This is a genomic window from Symplocastrum torsivum, from assembly GCF_059505465.1.
In genome coordinates this window covers 20,629-38,472 of the sequence record NZ_JCACKQ010000063.1, presented here as the reverse complement: position 1 = coordinate 38,472, position 17,844 = coordinate 20,629, and the positions used below count along the sequence as shown (strand labels likewise).

The window sequence follows — 17,844 nt, the reverse complement described above, 5'->3', positions numbered from 1 at the left end:
GGGATGGCTGAGGGGAGAACCCTATAAAAACCGAATTGCCGTTTCTTTTGATGTTTGTGGAAACCAAATTTGTGCCTATCGGGAATACTTTGGCAGCGATGGTAAATCAAATTAGAAGGGGTACATCCCAATGAGCTGTTTAGGGAATTGCAACAGCCACATCGTGATAGACTTCAGGCGAAATTTTGTGGCACGAATCGCAACGGTTGTCCCCTGTTACGGCGTTCAAAAAATTCCCAGGTACGAGCGCGTCCGTATACTAGGTAAATAAAAAAAGCGAACATGAAACACCTTGAAGGCAAAGTGACATTGGTCACAGGTGCAACGCGGGGGATTGGCAAAGGAATTGCGATTGGACTGGGTGAGGCAGGTGCAACCGTGTACATCACAGGTCGCAGTCTTGACAGCTCCAACTGTGGAGATAACATCTCAGGGAGCCTGAGTGACACTCAAGAAGCTGTTGAGGAAGCTGGTGGTGTATGCATTCCCGTCCAGGTAGACCACAGCGATGATGAGCAAGTGCGTTTGCTGTTTGAGCGCATCCAGGACGAGCAGGGACACCTCGATGTGCTGGTCAATAATGTTTACTCAGGGGTACAAGCACTGGGGAACGCTAATGGAAAGCCCTTCTGGGAGAGCGAACCGAGTTTTTGGGATGCTTGTAACAATGTTGGTCTTCGCCGTCACTATGTTGCTAGTGTTTTTGCTGCCCGCCTGATGACCGAGCATAAGCTCGGACTGATTTGTACCATCTCCTCATGGGGCGGTCTGTCTTATATTTTTGGCGTTGCCTATGGTGCAGGCAAAGCCGCGTGCGATCGCCTCGCGGCTGATATGGCTGTCGAACTAAAGCCGCATAACGTGGCTTCGCTCTCAATCTGGCCAGGGATTGTTGGTACTGAACACATTTCCCGTTTGGCTGCCGAAATGGATGAAAGCCGTGCTGCTAACCCACAAACTTCAGCCATTAAGGAGGGCTACAACTGGGAAACTCCTTTGCTAACAGGACGAGTCATCGCGGCGCTGGCAGCCGACCCAACTATCATGCGTCGGACAGGTCGGTTGCAAATTGTTGCCGAACTCGCTCAACACTATGGACTGGTAGACCAGAACGGCGAGCGCCCTGCATCCCTACGCTCTCTCCGTTTCGTACTTCCCTTTGCCCTGCCCCCACTCAGAAAGTACTCATGGCTCGTGCCTGATATAAAAGTCCCCTGGTCACTGCTACTACTAAATGCACTCAGCTCACCTAAAATTTAATCCAAAAAATTTTAGAAAAATTTTCCCAGTGCTCGTTTCAGACCTTACATGGCACTTGGATGCACCAACGCTACCTTTACGCCTATGAAGGCACAAAATGCCGTGCTTTTAAAATGATTTTTTTGGTATTAAAAAAACATTTTTGTCCGTACTCATACTGTAAGATACTGCCAAATTATTATCCTTAAAAAACATCGCGTTAAAAATGAGTAATAGGCTTGCAGCGCTTCAAGCTACCCTTGTTCTAAGTACCTTCAGCGCTTTATGTATTGACGTGCTACCTGTAAGTGCAGCCCTATTAATTGGTAATACCAAAGGCAATAACGTTTTACTCTTTGACGAGCAAAATGGCAGCTTTCTCGGCGAGTTTATTACTCCTGGTAGTGGCGGATTACTAGCTCCAGATGCTCTAAACTTCGGTCTTGATGGGAACTTCTATGTTACGAGCGGTGATACGCCAGAGACCTCTGCTGTCCTACGCTACAACGGAATCACTGGAGAATTCATTGATGTGTTTGCCTCTGGCAATGGGCTATTTCGCCCCTACGGTGCAGCCTTTGGACCCGATAATAATCTTTACGTCAGTAGTTTCCTGAGTGATCAAATTTTACGGTTCAACGGAACGACCGGAGAGTTTCTCGATGTCTTCGCCTCTGGAAATGGTCAACCGGGTGGGTTGAACGGACCCAATCAGCTACTTTTCGCACCCGATGGTAGTCTCTACGTCACGACTCAAGGCAGTATTGCGGATAACGGCGTTCCCACTTTTCCCGGTCTTCCCAGCCAAGTGCTGCGTTTTGATATAGCAACGGGTCAGAAGAGTGTATTGATCGAGCAGCCAACCCCTTCACCAGATAGTTTAGGGTTTGTCAGTTTCCTCGGATTAGTTCTGGGACCGGAAGGTGACTTGTTTGTCAGTGACTTCGCCAACGATATCAGACGTTACCAACTAGAAACCGGCAATTTGGTGGATGTTTTATCAACCAATTACACGGGTACTGTCCCCAGTAATAATTTCATCGGTAACTTAACGAAAGGAACTGACAACATCCTTTACACAGTTGGTTTTGACTCGAAAAACAACGACTTCGGTGCAATTCTCCGTTATGACGGAGTGACAGGAAACCCCTTGCCCGCACCTGGTAATGATGATGCCATCTTTGTTCCTACTGATAGCAAGCTGTTGCGTCCAATTGGTATAGTTTTCACCTCGCAGGTACTCTCGACTTCTGTACCAGAACCTACTGCAACGATGAGTTTGCTGGCACTTGGCGCTTTGGGTACGATTGCCCTGAGCAAACGTCAGCGCCATCTTTAGGTTCCCGACAAAATGAAGGAATTCGCAGAAATCGAAGCCAGCATCATATCGAAACTTAAAGTATTGGCAATCAGAAAGCGCTAATCCATCTATGTAGGTAAAGTTGGGGCGTAGCGCTTTTGTTTGGGTTAGCTTTTAAGAAAACCGGGCAGTGGAATGACAGCGGACATACAGAAATTCTATCGAGCAACAAACCCCAGCCTCACTCTGAGTGCTGACAAGGCTGAAGACCGCAAGTATTACATTGACTGTGCCTCGGTACGGGGTGGAGATATCATTGGCTTAGTCTTAACAATGGAAAAATTTTGGTCGTTAGTGAGGATTCAAAAGGAACTGTCCCATTTTTGATGTCTGACCGCTCACTGCCTGGAGGTCTGTAATGGCGAAAAATTGTTGTTTGGGATGGCAACTGTCCCATTAATGGCTCAAATTGGGACAGTTGAACACGTACTAGCGAACGTAGAATTGGGAATCAGGACACCCAAACAAGCCTTGATTTGTAGACTTTTCAGCCTTAACGACCAAAATTTTTCCGTCGCTAAAACTAAGCCATTCTCTCAAAGCTTTCTGATTAGGTTACACGAAAACCGCCAAACCCGTCTGTGTTTTGATTATTCGGGTCTTGCTTTCTTTGATTTGCAGTCCACGTTCTTTGAGGAATAATGAAACGTAGAACTTAACGTGTTTGGGGTTAGTCCCTGGCTTACAGATGTACACTAAGTTATCCGCATATCTTAAACACGTTGCTCCTTTGTAAAGCGCCCTGATTGGATTGACGACGTTGGGCAGCCTTTCTAATGATGTTGTTTTGCAAACTCACAGAGCAACGCTGGAAAACTCTCTGGTAGTGGAAATTTGTTAAAGCTATGGATGGCGGGTGTCGCTGCCCAGGGCAGTTTTTCGTCCGTGTAGGTCTCAATAAATGGCCTAAAAGCTTGGGCATCATCCATCATCGTTGCTCGGACATTGACAAATTCATCCATTCCTTCTGGGCGTGTGAATAGCCAACTCATGCAGTGTGCACAGAAATAATGACGCGTTGCACCCTGTAGTCCGCCAATGACAGGTTCACCCAACGTTACCTTGAATCCATTGCTTGGATGAAGTGCGCTCAAACTAAAGGCGCTTGCCGTCATGCGCTGGCACCCCGTGCAGTGACACGCCATGGTAATTAGGGGTTCTGAATTGACTTCAAATTGAATTCGCCCGCATCTACATTTACCAGTTCTATAAGGATTACTGTTTGTCATCATTGACTCCTTATCGCTGTCGCGACACCACCACAGGCTTGACATCTAACAGCTTAACGATTGAGTTAACTGGATGCAGGTAACTTCTACCACTCGTCAGACAATTCTAGGCTCCGTTCCGGTTCAGCAATTTGGTGGGCGGTAGGTTTGTTTACAATACACAAGTTCAAGCGAAGCCGTCCAACGCCGGGTTCAGCCGCAACGTTTCGCGTTGCCGCGCAGGGTCGGGAATCTAAATCAGCATACGTCTCATACACCGACAGCGCCCGCTCAGCGCAATCCGCAGCCCAGCTTCCAAGGAGCCTGAGGGACTCCAGGCTCAGCGTGATCGGGTTGGACTCACGACCCATCCTTCACCTCCTGACGATACCGGTATTACAGGGTTACGAGCGGTCCCACGAGGATACTTAACGCTGCTCATCCACACAGGCAACCGCCAGTGAATCGATCCATGCTGCGTCTCCTCTAAAATCAAGCGGTCGGAATGGTTACAACGAACAGTACTAATACGCCTCCCACAGTGTATCCGCTGATGCCGCCTCTCCAAGGATGGGAAGAAATAGTTCGATGCTATTGAACTGCGAGAGAAACCAAAGTGCAGCGATGATGATTGGGGCATCGGTAATCAATGGTGCAAGGCAAGTTATCCGCCTTGTCACTACGCGAACGTATTCTGGCAAACCGGCTAATGTCTCGCGCTGGGTCAGTTCATTTTCAGGTCATTGATTCGAGGAGTTCTTCGAGGCGGTTCAGTGTCTCGCGCATCCCCATCTCCATACCTGAGTGAAGATGTCCATCCCGCTGCTCAACCGACGGGTACTGGATATGGATGTGCGAAGCAGGGCTGGATTGGCAAGATGTCCAACACGGCGAACAGCACTGTCACAATTAAGGCGAACTTATCAATCACAGGTTAATTCAGGGTGTCTAATACCGATAACTCTCGGTATTGGAAGTAGGATAATGGCTGTAATCACGCTATATCGTTGATTGGGCTAATTCCTAAAAATTAGGGAATAGAGAAGGGGAAAAATTACCTCTTATTGAGAATAACCCCTAGCTTGTTGCGAGTGATTGATAAGTTGATAAGCTGACTGATCACCGATTAGAACAGAATCAAACGCTCGGATAAATTCATCTGAGCGTTCAGATGAATTGAGGCGATTGTCCGCTCCTTGGCTAAAATTCAATCCAAGCACTATGTAGCAGTCAAATGATACAGTCTAGCTACTTCCTCAGAGGGAACCTGAGATGAAAGGGTGTTATCTAGAAAAATGGCTGTTGGTTGGCAGTGTCTTGTATGCACTCTTTAGCTCTAACCTTTGTGTCGCACAAGTAGTTGGAGATACAACACTCCCTACGGCAGAGAGATCGCTCGTTACAGGCAATCCCAATTTTCAGATTGACGGTGGGGCAACGCGAGGTGGCAATCTGTTCCACAGCTTCCAATCATTTTCTGTACCCACGGGGGGTTCTGCCTACTTCAATAATGCAGCAGATGTGCAGAACATTTTCAGTCGTGTCACAGGTGGGTCAATCTCGAATATTGATGGCGTGATTCGGGCAAATGGTACAGCGAATTTGTTTTTGCTCAACCCGAATGGCATTCTGTTTGGTGCGGGTGCGTCACTCAACATCGGCGGCTCGTTTGTTGCCAGTACCGCTAACAGTATCAACTTTGCTGATAATTTTCAGTACAGCGCCACTAATCCCCAAACGACGCCACTGTTAACGGTTAGCGTCCCGATTGGCTTGCAGTTGGGAACAAATCCAGGAGCGATTGTGGTGCAAGGAAATGGATACGATTTATCGATTCCAGTGCCAATTTTTTTACCTCTGATTAGAGGAACCAGCTCAACAGGTCTGCAAGTGCCAGCAGGACGTACTCTCGCGTTGATTGGCGGAGACATAGAGTTAATAGGCGGCACCCTAACGGCAGAGCAAGGACGAATTGAGCTAGGCAGTGTGCGCGATGGACAGGTGAGTCTTGATGGTGGCTTTGCCTTGAGCTACCCAGGGGTGCAAACCTTTGGTGATATTCGTCTATCGCAACAGGCGTTAGCTGATGCTAGTGGCAGTGGGTTGATTCAGGTGCAGGGGAATCAAGTCTCGCTTGTGGATGGCTCACTCCTGTTGATTCAAAACCAGGAGGCTCAAGCAGGAGGGAGCATCACAGTTAATGCTGCCCAGTCTCTAGAGGTGAGCGGAACTAGCTCAGATGGTAGGATTTATGGCGGCTTGGATAGCCAAAGTATGGGGGTTGGGAGTGGAGCAGATATTGCCGTTTCAACTAGGCAGTTGGCTGTTCGGGATGGGGCAACAATAGTTGCTCGCTCCTACAGTTCTGCTAGGACGGGCAATGTAACTACGCAAGCCTCTGATTCAGTGCAAGTCATTGGGGTTTCATCCATTAATCCTAGTTTAGTCAGCAACATCGCTACTGCCGCTTTCAGTTCTGGAGATGCAGGAGATGTCACCGTATCGACACAGGAGTTAACGATTCTCATTACAGGAACCATAGGATCGGCAACATTTGGAAGGGGTCGTGGGGGAGATGTAACAGTGAACGCTCTTGACTCGATAAAACTGGCTGGACAGAGCATTCTTTTCACTCAAAGTACTATACAGGCTAATTCTCTAGGTGCTGGAGATGCTGGTCGAGTCACGGTCAACACCTCAAGGTTAGTGATTCAGGATGGAGGAGCCGTTACGACTTCCACAGGAGGAACTGGTAGCGCAGGCAGTCTAACCATCAATGCCTCTGAGTCTGTAGAGGTCAGCGGTCGCCCCCCAGTGCCTTCTCTTCCCAGTTATGTGGGTTCGTCTGCCGTTATTGCAAGTGATATCTTAAAACAAACTTTTCGATTGCCTCCAACGCCGAGTGGATTCTCTGGAAATGTCACCATCAACACTCAAAGGTTGAGTGTTACAGATGGTGCAACAGTCGAAGTCAGTAATCAAGGGGTAGGCAATGGCGGGACACTCACGATTAATGCCAACTCTATCTTTCTAGATAGTAGAGGTGCAATTACCGCCGCTACTGCCTCTGGGGAAGGCGGCGACATTGATCTCAACGTGCGGGATGTCTTGCTGCTGCGAAACAACAGTCAAATCACCACCTCGGCGGCTGGCACGGGCAACGGTGGCAACATCAGGATTAATACGTCCTCACTCGTCGCTGTCCCCAACGAAAACAGCGACATCAGTGCTGATTCAGTAAACGCTCGTAGCGGTAACGTGACTATCAATACTTCTGGCTTGTTTGGCATCGAGTTCCGCGATCGCAACACCCCCTTAAGCGACATCACCGCTACGGGAGCAAGTTCTGAGCTGAGTGGCACAGTACAAATCAACGTCCAAGATGTTGACCCTGCAAGAGGACTGGCTCAATTACCAACGGACGTGGTGGATGCTTCAGGTGCGATCGCTACTGGCTGTCGAAATGTTCGAGACAGTTCCTTCGTCGTCACGGGTCGGGGTGGGTTGCCTCCCAATCCGGAACAACAATTAGACGATGATGCCGAATGGCTTGACCGACGCAGGTTGACAGTTGCTCAACAGACCAATCCGGGAACAGATGGTAGCCAGCAGCACTCAGAGGGCAGGCTTGACACCCCACACTCAGCACACCATCCCCCACTCATCGAAGCCACTGGATGGGAATTGGCTCCTACGGGTCAGGTCATCCTCACGGCAAGTGTTCCTAATGTGACCTCCTCCAATCGCTGGGGACAGCCAGTTAATTGCAATGGGTCGTAAACTTCCTATGTAATAGCAAGTCCATCTGGCAAAGTTGGTGGTGAAAAGAGATTAGACCCAGAAAGCGCTGGGGAAGTGATCACTATTTACTAGAGGAGTTTTCGGAAATAGTATTTCGAGCAAACTCTTGCACTACTGTGCAAGGGCTAATATCCTTTCTCAGGGAATCCAGATAAATGGGAACATATAACGGATATAACAAACACACTCTAGAATCTCGCCACGTTCTCAAGGAACCGATTGAGATGGGTTGTCGTCTTTACTGTCGTTCGCGGCAACCACCATCGCATCCACCAAGTCCAGTTTGTGGTCTGCGAGCTTCGTCTTGCCCGCTTCCATGGGACCGCCGGAGACAAATACTGTAGGAATGTTGAGACGCAAGGCGGCCATCAACATACCGGGGGTGATTTTGTCACAGTTGGAAATGCAGACTAGGGCGTCGGCACAATGGGCGTTGACCATGTACTCGACTGAATCGGCGATAATTTCGCGCGAAGGCAGGCTGTAGAGCATCCCGTCATGACCCATAGCGATGCCATCGTCCACGGCGATGGTGTTGAATTCCTTGGCGACACCACCGACCGCTTCAATCTCACGGCATACCAATTGACCCAAATCCTTCAGATGAACGTGTCCAGGTACGAATTGGGTAAAGGAGTTAGCGACGGCAATGATTGGCTTCTCGAAATCCTCGGTGTGCATTCCGGTGGCGCGCCAGAGAGCACGGGCACCAGCCATATTGCGTCCGTGGGTGGAGGTTTTGGAGCGATAGGTGGGCATGACGCATTCTATTCGTCTAAGGGTTCTTAATAGTCTAGACTTTATGGTTGTGTCACAAAAACTTCGAGAGTGACAAACGCTGTGTGTCAATCGAGCGTGCGAGCGCTTTTTCTCTGAGAGCTGGTAACTAATTGTTCAATCAATAGCTGTAGAAAATCTTGTCGGCTCAACCAAAATTGATGAATATTCGCTCTCGAACTCCTAAAGACGACCAGGCGATAGCTGAACTCAACCGATTAGCCTTTAAGCGGGGTAATGAGGCTTCACTGGTTGAATCTATTCGTCAAACTAACTGCTATATTCCAGAACTTGAGCTGGTTGCCGAAATGGACTGTGGCGTAGTTGGTCACATATTATTCAGTTACATCGACCTAGTCGGGCAAGAAAATCTGCAAGTAATCGGTCTAGCTCCGATGGCTGTAATGCCGGAGTTTCAGGGACAGGGTTTTGGCAGTGCACTGGTGCGAGCCGGTTTAGAAACGGCTTCATCCTTGGGAGAATTAATGATTATTGTCTTGGGGTCTCCTCAGTTCTACTCACGCTTTGGCTTTGAGCCTTCAGTTATTTATGGAATAGAATCACCTTTTGAGGTGCCAGAAGAGTTTTTTCGGGTCAAACCCTTGAAGAACTATCAGGAACGCTATAGGGGAAAGCTTATCTATCCACCAGCTTTCAAGGGAGTGTAAAAAGCTAAGGCAAACGTTAGGTCAAAGGTTACAGCTAATGTTCCACCAAATGAGCCAATCGTGGAATAGCTTCAGTACCGGATTTTTGTGTCCCAGGTAAACATCTCTCTATCTGGGACAATAAAAGAACTGGATCAGGAACGAGAAACCTAACCTTCCAGACTCCCAATTTTTGAGACTTTAAATGGGACAAAAAGCACCACCCAAGGGAGCCGTCATTTATTACAGAGTTTCGACGGACGACTAATCAAGTGATCGTCAGGAGCAAGACCTAAAAGCGTATGCCAAAAAAGCTGGTTGTCAGGTGATAGGCATCTATAAGAAAGCTGCCAGCAGCGCTAAAGACAGGAGAGTAGGCACAGCCGTAGGCAGGGCTACGCAGTGTTGTTATGGTTGTGTCTGAACGATGATTGTGGAACCTCATGACAATAAACTTAGATTTACGAAGATTTTTTCAGGCGTGTAATCCTGCAAAAACCCTCGTAATTGGGAATCCTAAAGACCAGAAGTACTACATTGATTTTTCTTCGGTACGCGGGGGCGAAATCATTGAAGAGATGGGGCAAACGATTACATTTCTCTCCCCCGAGCCAACCTGCCAGTTGTTCACCGGACACATCGGCTGTGGCAAGTCCACGGAGTTGTTGCGGCTGCAAGCTGAACTGGAGCAGCAGGGGTATCATGTGGTTTACTTCGAGTCCTCTCAGGACTTGGATATGGGGGACGTGGATGTCAGCGATATTCTGCTAGCGATCGCGCGTCGAGTGAGCGAAAGTCTCGAAGCGGTCAACATTAAACTCAAACCGGGGTACTTTACCAACCTATTGCACGAAAGCGTTGAGTTCTTGAAAACACCGGTAGAGCTGGGTTTTGAGGCAAGTTTGCCTGTCGGCATTGGCAAACTCACCGCGAAAACCAAAGAGAGTCCCAAACTCCGCAGTCAGTTAAGGCAATACCTGGAACCCCGAACAGACAGCATTTTAGAAGCGCTCAATAAAGAAATACTCGGACGGGCAACTGAGGAACTTCAGCGACAAGGAAAAGAAGGACTGGTAGTGATTATCGATAACCTAGATCGGGTAGATAATCGACCCAAAGAATCAGGGCGAACCCAGCCCGAATACTTATTTGTAGACCGGGGCGAACAGTTGAGCAGGCTGAAGTGTCACGTAGTTTACACCCTTCCCCTGGTTTTGATGTTCTCGAATGATTATCAATCCTTGAAAAATCGCTTAGGGGGTGGGACGGGTCCGAAGGTGTTGCCTATGGTGCCGGTGAAGTTACGCGATGGCGGTGACTGCACTGAGGGACTCGCCCAGTTGCGACAGATGGTGTTAGCCAGAGCTTTCCCCGACGTGCCGCCAGAGCAACGCCTTAATTTAATTACAGAGATTTTTGATAGTGCTGAAACTTTAGACCGACTGTGCCGTATCAGTGGGGGTCACGTCCGCAATTTGCTGGGTTTGTTGTTTAGCTGTATTCAGAAGAACAAAAAGCTTCCCATCTTGCGAGACTCTTTAGAAAAAGTGATTCGGGAACAGCGCAATGAAATGCTTTTATCAATTGACGAGCCGGAGTGGGAGTTGCTGCGTCAAGTGGCGCAACGCAAAAGGGTAAGCAGCGAGGACAGATACCAAACCTTGTTGCGGAGTTTGTTTGTGTTTGAATACCGCTATGGTGATGATGGGCTATGGTTTGATATCAATCCAATATTGGCAGAAGCGGGAGAATTGATTGAGAATGAGTCAGAATTCAGAAGTCGGAATTCACAATAACCATAAGTGGAGATGCGATAAATCGGCATCTCTACAAGAGAAACATTTCGGATTTATGCCCGGCTGCACTAGCAAGTCATATAGCCCCATTTTTGCTAATGACTCCTGATTCCTGAGTTCTTTTTTGGTCATGACTGAACCACAACTACCAGAAGATGTCAATGCTTCTAACGAAAGTTCGTTTCAGGAGCTGAAATGGACGATAGAGATGTCTCAGGGGCAATTTGTGCTGATTTTGGCGCAGTGCAACTACGAGCATTTGCGCTCGCATTTAATCCAGCGCCTGCATCAGGAGTGTTCGGTTGCCATTCGAGAAATCCATCTGGAGAAGTCGGACAAGACCCTTTATACAACGATAGTTAACGAACTCAAAGGGGAGCAGCCGCCTGCTGTGATGGTGTTGGGCTTGGAGGCGGTAAGCAACCTCGAACCACTACTGACTTCTAGCAACCAAGTGCGGGAAGAGTTTCGCAAGAACTTTGCTTTCCCACTGGTGCTGTGGATTAATGACCAGATTTTGCGGCAGATGATTCGGTTAGTGCCGGATTTTAAGAGTTGGAGTACCAGCTTTAAGTTTGCGAACGCCACTGATGAGCTGCTTAATCTGCTCTGGCAACGGGTGGATGCTGCATTTTCTGCGGTTTTGGAGGCGGGTGCTTCTGAGTTTCCGCCGAATGCAACGATTCTTGGCGCTTGCTATCAGCTAGAGTTGGAGTCAGCTTTACGAGATTTGCACAGTCGCAGGATTGACTTGGCATCCGAACTCGAAGCTTGTCTGGAATTTGTTTTAGGTCAAGATGATTACGCCAGCAACCAGATTGATGGGGCATTAGCCCGCTATCAGAAATGTAGAGAAGTCTTAACAAACGCTTCGATATCACCAGAACGGCTGGGAGTCCTTCTGTTTCACATCGGTTTATGCTATTGCCGTCATGCAGAACAGCAGCAAACAGAAAGCCAGCGCTACTGGGAGGCAGCTAGGGATGCGTTGCAAGAATGCATCAGAATCTTCGAGCAGGCTCAGCGTCTAGATTTGGTTGCTAAGTTTATCGGTCAACTGGGCGAGGTGCTGCAACACCTGAAACAGTGGGATGAGTTGCAGGCACTGGCTCAGAAGTCGCTGAATTTGCATCAAACCGATAGCCCTTCGGTAGAGACTAAGGCTTCCGTGTCCCCACAGGCTCAGGATTATGGCTTTTTGGCGGCGGTGGCTTTGGCGCGTTCGCAGTGGACTCAGGCGTGTCAAGCGGCTGAGCAAGCGTTGCAAATCTTGGCTGATGCCCCCGAGGCATCGCAGCCTCACCGAGCTTTATATCGGCTACAGTTGGCTTGGGCGCAGCAGGAGTTAGGTGAGTTGCCCTCCGCAGTCAATCAGCTAGAAGCGGCACGACAGGAATCTCAGCCGCAGGATGACTTGAAGCTTTACATCCGGATTTTAGAGCAGTTGCAAAAGCTCTACTTTCAGCAAGGGGAATACCTCAAAGCTTATGAGGTTAAGCAAAAACAGCGTTCCCTTGAGCAGCAGTTTGGCTTTCGGGCTTTCATTGGTGCGGGACGGTTAGAGGCACAGATGGAGGTAGGGGCTAAGGCTTTCGTGCCTCTACAGGCGTTGGAGATTGAGGTGTCAGGGCGGCGGCAAGATGTCAATCGTTTGATTGAGCGCCTAACGCGGCCTGACATAAAACTGACGGTTATTCATGGGCAGTCGGGGGTGGGGAAGAGTTCGATTGTCAATGCCGGGTTAGTCCCAGCGCTGAAACAGCGAACGATTGAGACGCGGGATGTATTGCCCGTGGTGCTGCGGGTTTACACCAATTGGGTGGAGGATTTGGGGAGATGTTTGGTTCAAGAGTTGAAGGTTGAAGGTTCAAAAACTAACTTTCAACCTGCTAACTTTCAAACGCTTGTAGAACAATTACGCCGCAATGGCGACAGTAATCTCTTCACAGCCCTTATTTTTGACCAATTTGAAGAGTTTTTCTTTGTTTACAAAGACCTCACCCATAGAAAATCTTTTTTTGAATTTCTAGCAGCCACTTTAGATATCCCCTATGTGAAAATCATCCTCTCACTGCGGGAAGATTACTTGCATTATTTATTGGAGTGCAATCGCATTTACAATTTGGGGGCGATTAATAACGATATTCTCAGCAAGCAGATTCTTTACTACTTAGGCAACTTCTCGCGAGACGATGCAAAGTTAATTATCGAACGCTTGACAAATCGCACGCCGTTTAAATTAGAACCGGGTTTAGTGGAACAGCTGGTGGATGAGCTGGCGGCGGAACTCGATGAAGTGCGTCCGATTGAGTTGCAGGTGGTGGGGGCGCAACTGCAAACTGAGAATATTACTACCCTAGAACAGTATAGGGAAAAGGGGCCGAAGGCAAAGCTGGTTGAACGCTATTTAGAAGAGGTGATTCGAGACTGTGGCTCTGGGAATGAACGTGCTGCTCGCTCAGTTCTGTACTTGCTCACCGTTGAAAATAATACTCGTCCCCTCAAGACTCGGAGTGAGTTAGCGAAGGATTTAGCCGCAGAAGCGGATAAATTAGATTTAGTCTTAGAGATTTTTGTCAAATCGGGATTATTGTTTCTGCTGCCAGCCGTGCCGGAGAGTTACTATCAACTGGTGCATGATTATCTGGTGACGTTCATTCGGCAGCAACAAGGGTCGGAAATATTAGCGGAACTGGCACGAGAGAGAGAACAAAGAATCCGCTCTGAAGCGAAGTACAATCGCTTTTTGAAACGGGCGCTTGCTGGGGCGGTTGTAGCTATGTTTGGGTTGGCAGGTTTGGCAGCTTCGGCTGTATGGCTCTGGCAGAATGCAGAATCTCAAAAAAAGCTAATACTCGCCCGCGAGTTAGGAACCCAAGCAGCCTGGACGAAAAATCAGAGAGAAAATCTGCTGCCCCGCAGTATCTTACTGGCTATCGAATCTATGCAGCGCTCTAGGCAGCAATCCCCTTCGATGGAGGCCGATCAAGTTCTGCGGGATGGATTGCCCTTGCTCTCCCCCTCTGTAGCCCGCCTCAACCACGAGTATCCCGTATATGCCGTTGCCTTCAGCCCGGATGGCAAGTTCCTTGCTACTGCCAGAGAAGACAAAACCGCCCGGATCTGGGATGCTAGCAGTGGCAGAGAAATCCTTCGCTTCAGCCATGAGAATATTGTAAGAGCCGTCGCCTTCAGCCCAAAAGGCAAGTTAATTGCTACTGGTAGTTTGGACAAAACTGCTCGGGTGTGGGATGCCAGCGGTGGTAAACAACTCCTCCGTCTGAACCACGATAAGCTTGTAAGAGCCGTTGCCTTCAGCCCAGATGGTAAGTTTCTCGCTACTACTAGCGATGACAAAACTGCCCGGATCTGGGATGTCAACAGTGGCAAAGAACTCTATCGTCTCAATCACCAAGCTCCCGTTAATGGCGTCGCCTTCAGCCCAAATGGCAAGTTCCTAGCTACTGGTAGTGGTGACAAAACCATCCGGGTGTGGGATGCCAGCAGTGGTAAACAACTCCACCGTCTCAATTACGAGTATCCCGTAAATGCTGTTGCCTTCAGCTCGGATGGCAAGTTCCTCGCTACTGGTAGTTCGGACAAAACCGTCCGGATTTGGGATGCCAACCTTGGCAAAGAAATTCTCCACGTTAGCCATCAGGCTCCCGTAAATGCCGTCGCCTTCAGCTCGGATGGCAAGTTCCTCGCTACTGCTAGTGAAGACAACACCACCCGAATATGGGATGCCAACAGTGGCAAAGAACTCCACCGCCTTAGCCACGAGTATGACGTAAGAGCTGTCGCCTTCAGCCCGGATGGCAAGTTTCTCGCTACTGGTAGTTTGGACAAAACTGCCCGGATTTGGGATGTCAGCCCTGGCAAAGTATTCTATCATCTCGATCACCAGGCTCCGGTATATGCTGTCGCCTTCAGCCCGGATGGCAAGTTCCTCGCTACTACCAGTGAGGACAACACGGCCCGAATATGGGATGCCAACAGTGGCCAACCACTCCACCGCCTCAGCTACGAGAGTGATACAAGAGCCGCTTTTTCCGTAAGAGCCGTAGCGTTCAGCTCAGATGGTAAGTTCACTGTCAGTGAGGACGATGCTGTCTGGGTGTGGGATGCCAACAGTGGGAAACAGCTCTTCCGTCTCAGCCACGAGGATCTCGTAACAGGGGTTGCTTTCAGCCCTGATGGTAAGTTCCTCGCTACTGCTAGTTTTGACAAAACCGCCCGAATATGGGATGTCAACACTGGCAAAGAACTCTATCGTCTTGGTCACCAAGCTTTGGTATATGACGTTGTCTTTAGTTCAGATAGCAAGTTCCTCGCTACTGGTAGTTCGGACAACACCGCCCGGATCTGGGATGCCAACAGTGGCCAACCACTCCACCGCCTCGCTAGCCACCAAGACGCTGTAAGAACCGTCACTTTCAGTGCCGATAGCAAGTTCCTGGCTACTGGTAGTTATGACAACGCCGTCTGGGTTTGGTCTGTCAGCAATGGCAAACCACTTCATCGTCTCAGCCACAAGGATGACGTTAATTTTGTCGCCTTCAGCCCGGATGGCAAATTCCTTGCTACTGCTAGTACCGACAGAACTGGTCGGGTGTGGTCTGTCGTCAGTGGTAAACAACTCCACCGCTTCAGCCACGAGGGTAGTGTAAGAGCCGTCGCTTTCAGCCCGGATGGCAAATTTCTTGCTACTGCCAGTTTAGACAATACCGCCCAAGTGTGGTCTGTCAGCAGCGGCAGACGGCTCCACCGCCTCAGCCATTACGGTTACGTAAATGCTGTCGTCTTTAGCCCGGATGCTAAGTTCCTCGCTACTGCTAGTGAAGACAAGACTGCCAGAGTTTCTCTAGTAGGACTAGAGAATCTGATTACTGAAGCCTGTAGACGTTTAACCCGTAACCTAACACCAGAGGAGTGGCAACAATATCTGGGTGATGAACCGTACCGCAAGACCTGCCCGAATTTACCCCATCCATCCTAGCGTCGTTGTAAAGGCTGTAGAAGAAGCAGAAGATATTAAGGATGTGATTGTTTATGAATATAGCGATAATAAGTCGCGGGTGAGATTTTCAGCGTCTCGCAAATGTCTTCTACACTGCGCGTCATATCGGCTGCCAATGACTTGCCAATGCTGATTTGTTTATCTGTCAAGATTCGTTTACGACCTCCCTTCTTGCCTCTGGCTCTGGCAGCCTCTAGTCCGGCGTTGGTGCGTTCACGAATTAAGTCCCGTTCAAATTCTGCGATCGCACCAAACACATGAAAAATTAACCTGCCCCCGCTGGTAGTGGTATCCAGGCTTTCCTGAATGCTTTTGAACCCAATGCCCCTATCACTTAATCCACGCACGACTTCAATAAGATGCCCCAACGAGCGACCGAGGCGATCGAGTTTCCACACGACCAAGATGTCACCTTCTCTGGCGTAGTCCAGGGCTTTATCCAGTCCGGGTCTAGTGGTTTTAGAGCCACTGACAATATCGGTGAAGATTCTCTTTTTATCACAACCTACCTGGACTAAAGCATTAATTTGTAAGTCCAGTGACTGTGAAAGTGTACTAACCCTTGCATAACCGATAAGCATTTTTATCTTATAACCACAAACTTCTTCTCACTCTTTTATCAAAACTCATCATACCAGGAGTTTTGATAAAAGAGTGAGAAGAGATTTTGAGAGCGGAGTGGGGGGATTTAGGGTGGATGTACAGGGGGTAAGGAAGTCTTTCTCAAAAACGACCGTTTCTGAGAAGCGGCTCGATTCTCGCTGTGTAAGGTGTTTTTTTAAAAGCTGGCGTTCAGAGCCAGGAAGGAATCTGTTTATCCACACGAAAAAAAAGTTGCAGCTCTAAATTTATGAGCTATATTTACTATCATAAAAATCTGATTTTTTAGGACAGTAACTCGTGGTTATACTCGATTTGCTAGCTCTTGAGCAGATTTCTGCTGGACTAATTCAGGTATCACAACGGCAGGGTAGGCTATATCCATACCCCAAAAATCTCCAATTGGGCTACGACCGAGTGGTTTTGGGTTTTCTACTTGGAGGTAAGCCTGAGCAAGCACCCCCGGCGCTTCCAGAGTTTTATAACCACTGGTGTGAGAAGCCTTTTGAAGAATGGGGAGTGGAGGTTGACCCTGAAGTTGATCCAGAGAACACCTTGCTCTTCCTTGGAGAACCAACTGAGCTTGCAATTGAATTAGCAGAAGCCTTCGGTGGAAGCGTTCTCTCTCAGGAGCAGTCCACAATTGCATCTAAACTTCTTCAGCATTGCCAATCACATTCGCAAGGGGCGCAAATTTATACAAAGTTCCGAAGATTCATCATTGAGCATCCCGTTCTAACTAACCAGGCGTTAGTAGAAGCAAAAGGGCTGTTTGGACTTGGTGTTGGATTGGCTGACTTACTAGAGGAGTGTTACGAACCTGCACCTAGTTGTTACAGATTGCAGGAAAATTTCTACGCCTGTCCGTATTGCCATGCACTGACATCAGTAGCGAACGCGCAAGTAATTGCGAACCCCGACTGCAATCGCTGTCCACCCGGACGTAGGCTCAAGCGGAAAGTCAAGTTACCCCAGGACGTTCTTAAACTCAGACGTGGCATCGAGCGCTTCTGGTTCTACCCTGGACGTGCAGAAATTCGACTATACGAGAAGTTGGTAGAGTTGGGACTTCAGGTTGAGCTTTATCCATCCTGCGATCGCTACGACTTAAGAGCTACGTTTGCTGATGGAGAGGTCTGGGCACTCGATTTAAAGGACTATTCAAATCCTTATCTACTGGTGAAGCGTCTGGGTGATGAACCAATCCCGAACGACCCCCCCTGGAGTTTTGCCTATATTGTCATCCCAAATGAGCGGAAGAGAGACCGTCCCGCCTATCTCAAAGAACTCAAGTCGCGATGGCGTTGGCAGAATGCCAAACCAGTGTTTGACGATGCCATTTTCGCTCTAGCCAAGAAAAAGGCTGGTGCCTCTACTAAAGAGACACTCTAAATCC

16 protein-coding genes are annotated in these 17,844 nt (G+C 48.7%); 10 read left to right on the top strand and 6 right to left on the bottom strand.

What is annotated here, in order from left to right; translation table 11 throughout:
* Positions 1 to 282: 282 nt before the first annotated feature.
* The 4 genes from AC5JL3_RS19525 (at position 283) to AC5JL3_RS19510 (ending at position 3,241) form a co-directional block, all read left to right on the top strand.
* Entirely contained in the window at positions 283 to 1,260 is a 978-nt protein-coding gene (locus tag AC5JL3_RS19525) for an SDR family NAD(P)-dependent oxidoreductase (RefSeq protein WP_496076048.1), read from the top strand.
* Positions 1,261 to 1,465: 205 nt separating this feature from the next.
* Positions 1,466 to 2,578, top strand: a complete 1,113-nt coding sequence (locus AC5JL3_RS19520) for a Vgb family protein (protein ID WP_496076047.1) — start codon at positions 1,466 to 1,468, stop codon at positions 2,576 to 2,578.
* Between the two features lie 156 nt (positions 2,579 to 2,734).
* Entirely contained in the window at positions 2,735 to 2,926 is a 192-nt protein-coding gene (locus tag AC5JL3_RS19515; protein WP_496076046.1) for a hypothetical protein, read from the top strand.
* Positions 2,927 to 2,980: 54 nt separating this feature from the next.
* Positions 2,981 to 3,241: a hypothetical protein gene (locus tag AC5JL3_RS19510; RefSeq protein WP_496076045.1), complete on the top strand. Its 261-nt coding sequence runs from the start codon at positions 2,981 to 2,983 to the stop codon at positions 3,239 to 3,241.
* Positions 3,242 to 3,372: 131 nt separating this feature from the next.
* On the opposite strand, the gene AC5JL3_RS19505 is transcribed toward AC5JL3_RS19510, so the two are convergent.
* The 3 genes from AC5JL3_RS19505 to AC5JL3_RS19495 form a co-directional block, all read right to left on the bottom strand.
* A complete protein-coding gene (locus tag AC5JL3_RS19505; protein ID WP_496076049.1) occupies positions 3,373 to 3,828 on the bottom strand; it encodes a GFA family protein in 456 nt (151 codons plus the stop codon).
* 86 nt (positions 3,829 to 3,914) lie between these two features.
* Positions 3,915 to 4,178, bottom strand: coding sequence for a hypothetical protein (locus AC5JL3_RS19500; protein WP_496076044.1), 264 nt, complete (start codon positions 4,176 to 4,178; stop codon positions 3,915 to 3,917).
* Positions 4,179 to 4,331: 153 nt separating this feature from the next.
* A complete protein-coding gene (locus AC5JL3_RS19495) occupies positions 4,332 to 4,508 on the bottom strand; it encodes a hypothetical protein (RefSeq protein ID WP_496076043.1) in 177 nt (58 codons plus the stop codon).
* Between the two features lie 72 nt (positions 4,509 to 4,580).
* Here AC5JL3_RS19495 and AC5JL3_RS19490 point away from each other — a divergent pair, with 72 nt between their 5' ends.
* Together AC5JL3_RS19490 and AC5JL3_RS19485 are read left to right on the top strand one after the other, a co-directional pair.
* Entirely contained in the window at positions 4,581 to 4,745 is a 165-nt protein-coding gene (locus AC5JL3_RS19490; protein ID WP_496076042.1) for a hypothetical protein, read from the top strand.
* A gap of 334 nt (positions 4,746 to 5,079) precedes the next feature.
* Positions 5,080 to 7,587 (top strand): two-partner secretion domain-containing protein, encoded by a 2,508-nt coding sequence (locus AC5JL3_RS19485; protein ID WP_496076041.1) that lies wholly within the window; start codon positions 5,080 to 5,082, stop codon positions 7,585 to 7,587.
* A 228-nt stretch (positions 7,588 to 7,815) separates the two neighbouring features.
* Here AC5JL3_RS19485 and AC5JL3_RS19480 read toward each other — a convergent pair whose 3' ends face one another.
* Complete coding sequence (locus tag AC5JL3_RS19480; RefSeq protein WP_496076040.1) at positions 7,816 to 8,367, bottom strand: dihydroxy-acid dehydratase domain-containing protein; 552 nt, start codon at positions 8,365 to 8,367, stop codon at positions 7,816 to 7,818.
* Between the two features lie 179 nt (positions 8,368 to 8,546).
* Between AC5JL3_RS19480 and AC5JL3_RS19475 the strand changes: the two genes are divergently transcribed.
* Positions 8,547 to 9,053, top strand: coding sequence for a GNAT family N-acetyltransferase (locus AC5JL3_RS19475; protein ID WP_496076039.1), 507 nt, complete (start codon positions 8,547 to 8,549; stop codon positions 9,051 to 9,053).
* Between the two features lie 271 nt (positions 9,054 to 9,324).
* Here the strand turns inward: AC5JL3_RS19475 and AC5JL3_RS19470 are convergent, their stop codons facing one another.
* A complete protein-coding gene (locus AC5JL3_RS19470) occupies positions 9,325 to 9,477 on the bottom strand; it encodes a hypothetical protein (protein WP_496076038.1) in 153 nt (50 codons plus the stop codon).
* Between AC5JL3_RS19470 and AC5JL3_RS19465 the strand changes: the two genes are divergently transcribed.
* Together AC5JL3_RS19465 and AC5JL3_RS19460 are read left to right on the top strand one after the other, a co-directional pair.
* The gene (locus tag AC5JL3_RS19465) at positions 9,476 to 10,828 is read left to right on the top strand and encodes an ATP-binding protein (RefSeq protein WP_496076037.1); all 1,353 of its coding nucleotides are present in this window, start codon (positions 9,476 to 9,478) and stop codon (positions 10,826 to 10,828) included. The two genes, AC5JL3_RS19470 and AC5JL3_RS19465, sit on opposite strands and share 2 nt — an antisense overlap.
* Before the next feature lie 130 nt (positions 10,829 to 10,958).
* Positions 10,959 to 15,827, top strand: a complete 4,869-nt coding sequence (locus tag AC5JL3_RS19460; RefSeq protein WP_496076036.1) for a WD40 domain-containing protein — start codon at positions 10,959 to 10,961, stop codon at positions 15,825 to 15,827.
* A gap of 35 nt (positions 15,828 to 15,862) precedes the next feature.
* Here the strand turns inward: AC5JL3_RS19460 and AC5JL3_RS19455 are convergent, their stop codons facing one another.
* Positions 15,863 to 16,429, bottom strand: coding sequence for a recombinase family protein (locus AC5JL3_RS19455; protein ID WP_496076035.1), 567 nt, complete (start codon positions 16,427 to 16,429; stop codon positions 15,863 to 15,865).
* A 319-nt stretch (positions 16,430 to 16,748) separates the two neighbouring features.
* On the opposite strand from AC5JL3_RS19455, the gene AC5JL3_RS19450 reads away from it, so the two are divergent.
* Entirely contained in the window at positions 16,749 to 17,840 is a 1,092-nt protein-coding gene (locus AC5JL3_RS19450; protein ID WP_496076034.1) for a restriction endonuclease-related protein, read from the top strand.
* The last annotated feature ends 4 nt before the right edge of the window (positions 17,841 to 17,844 follow it).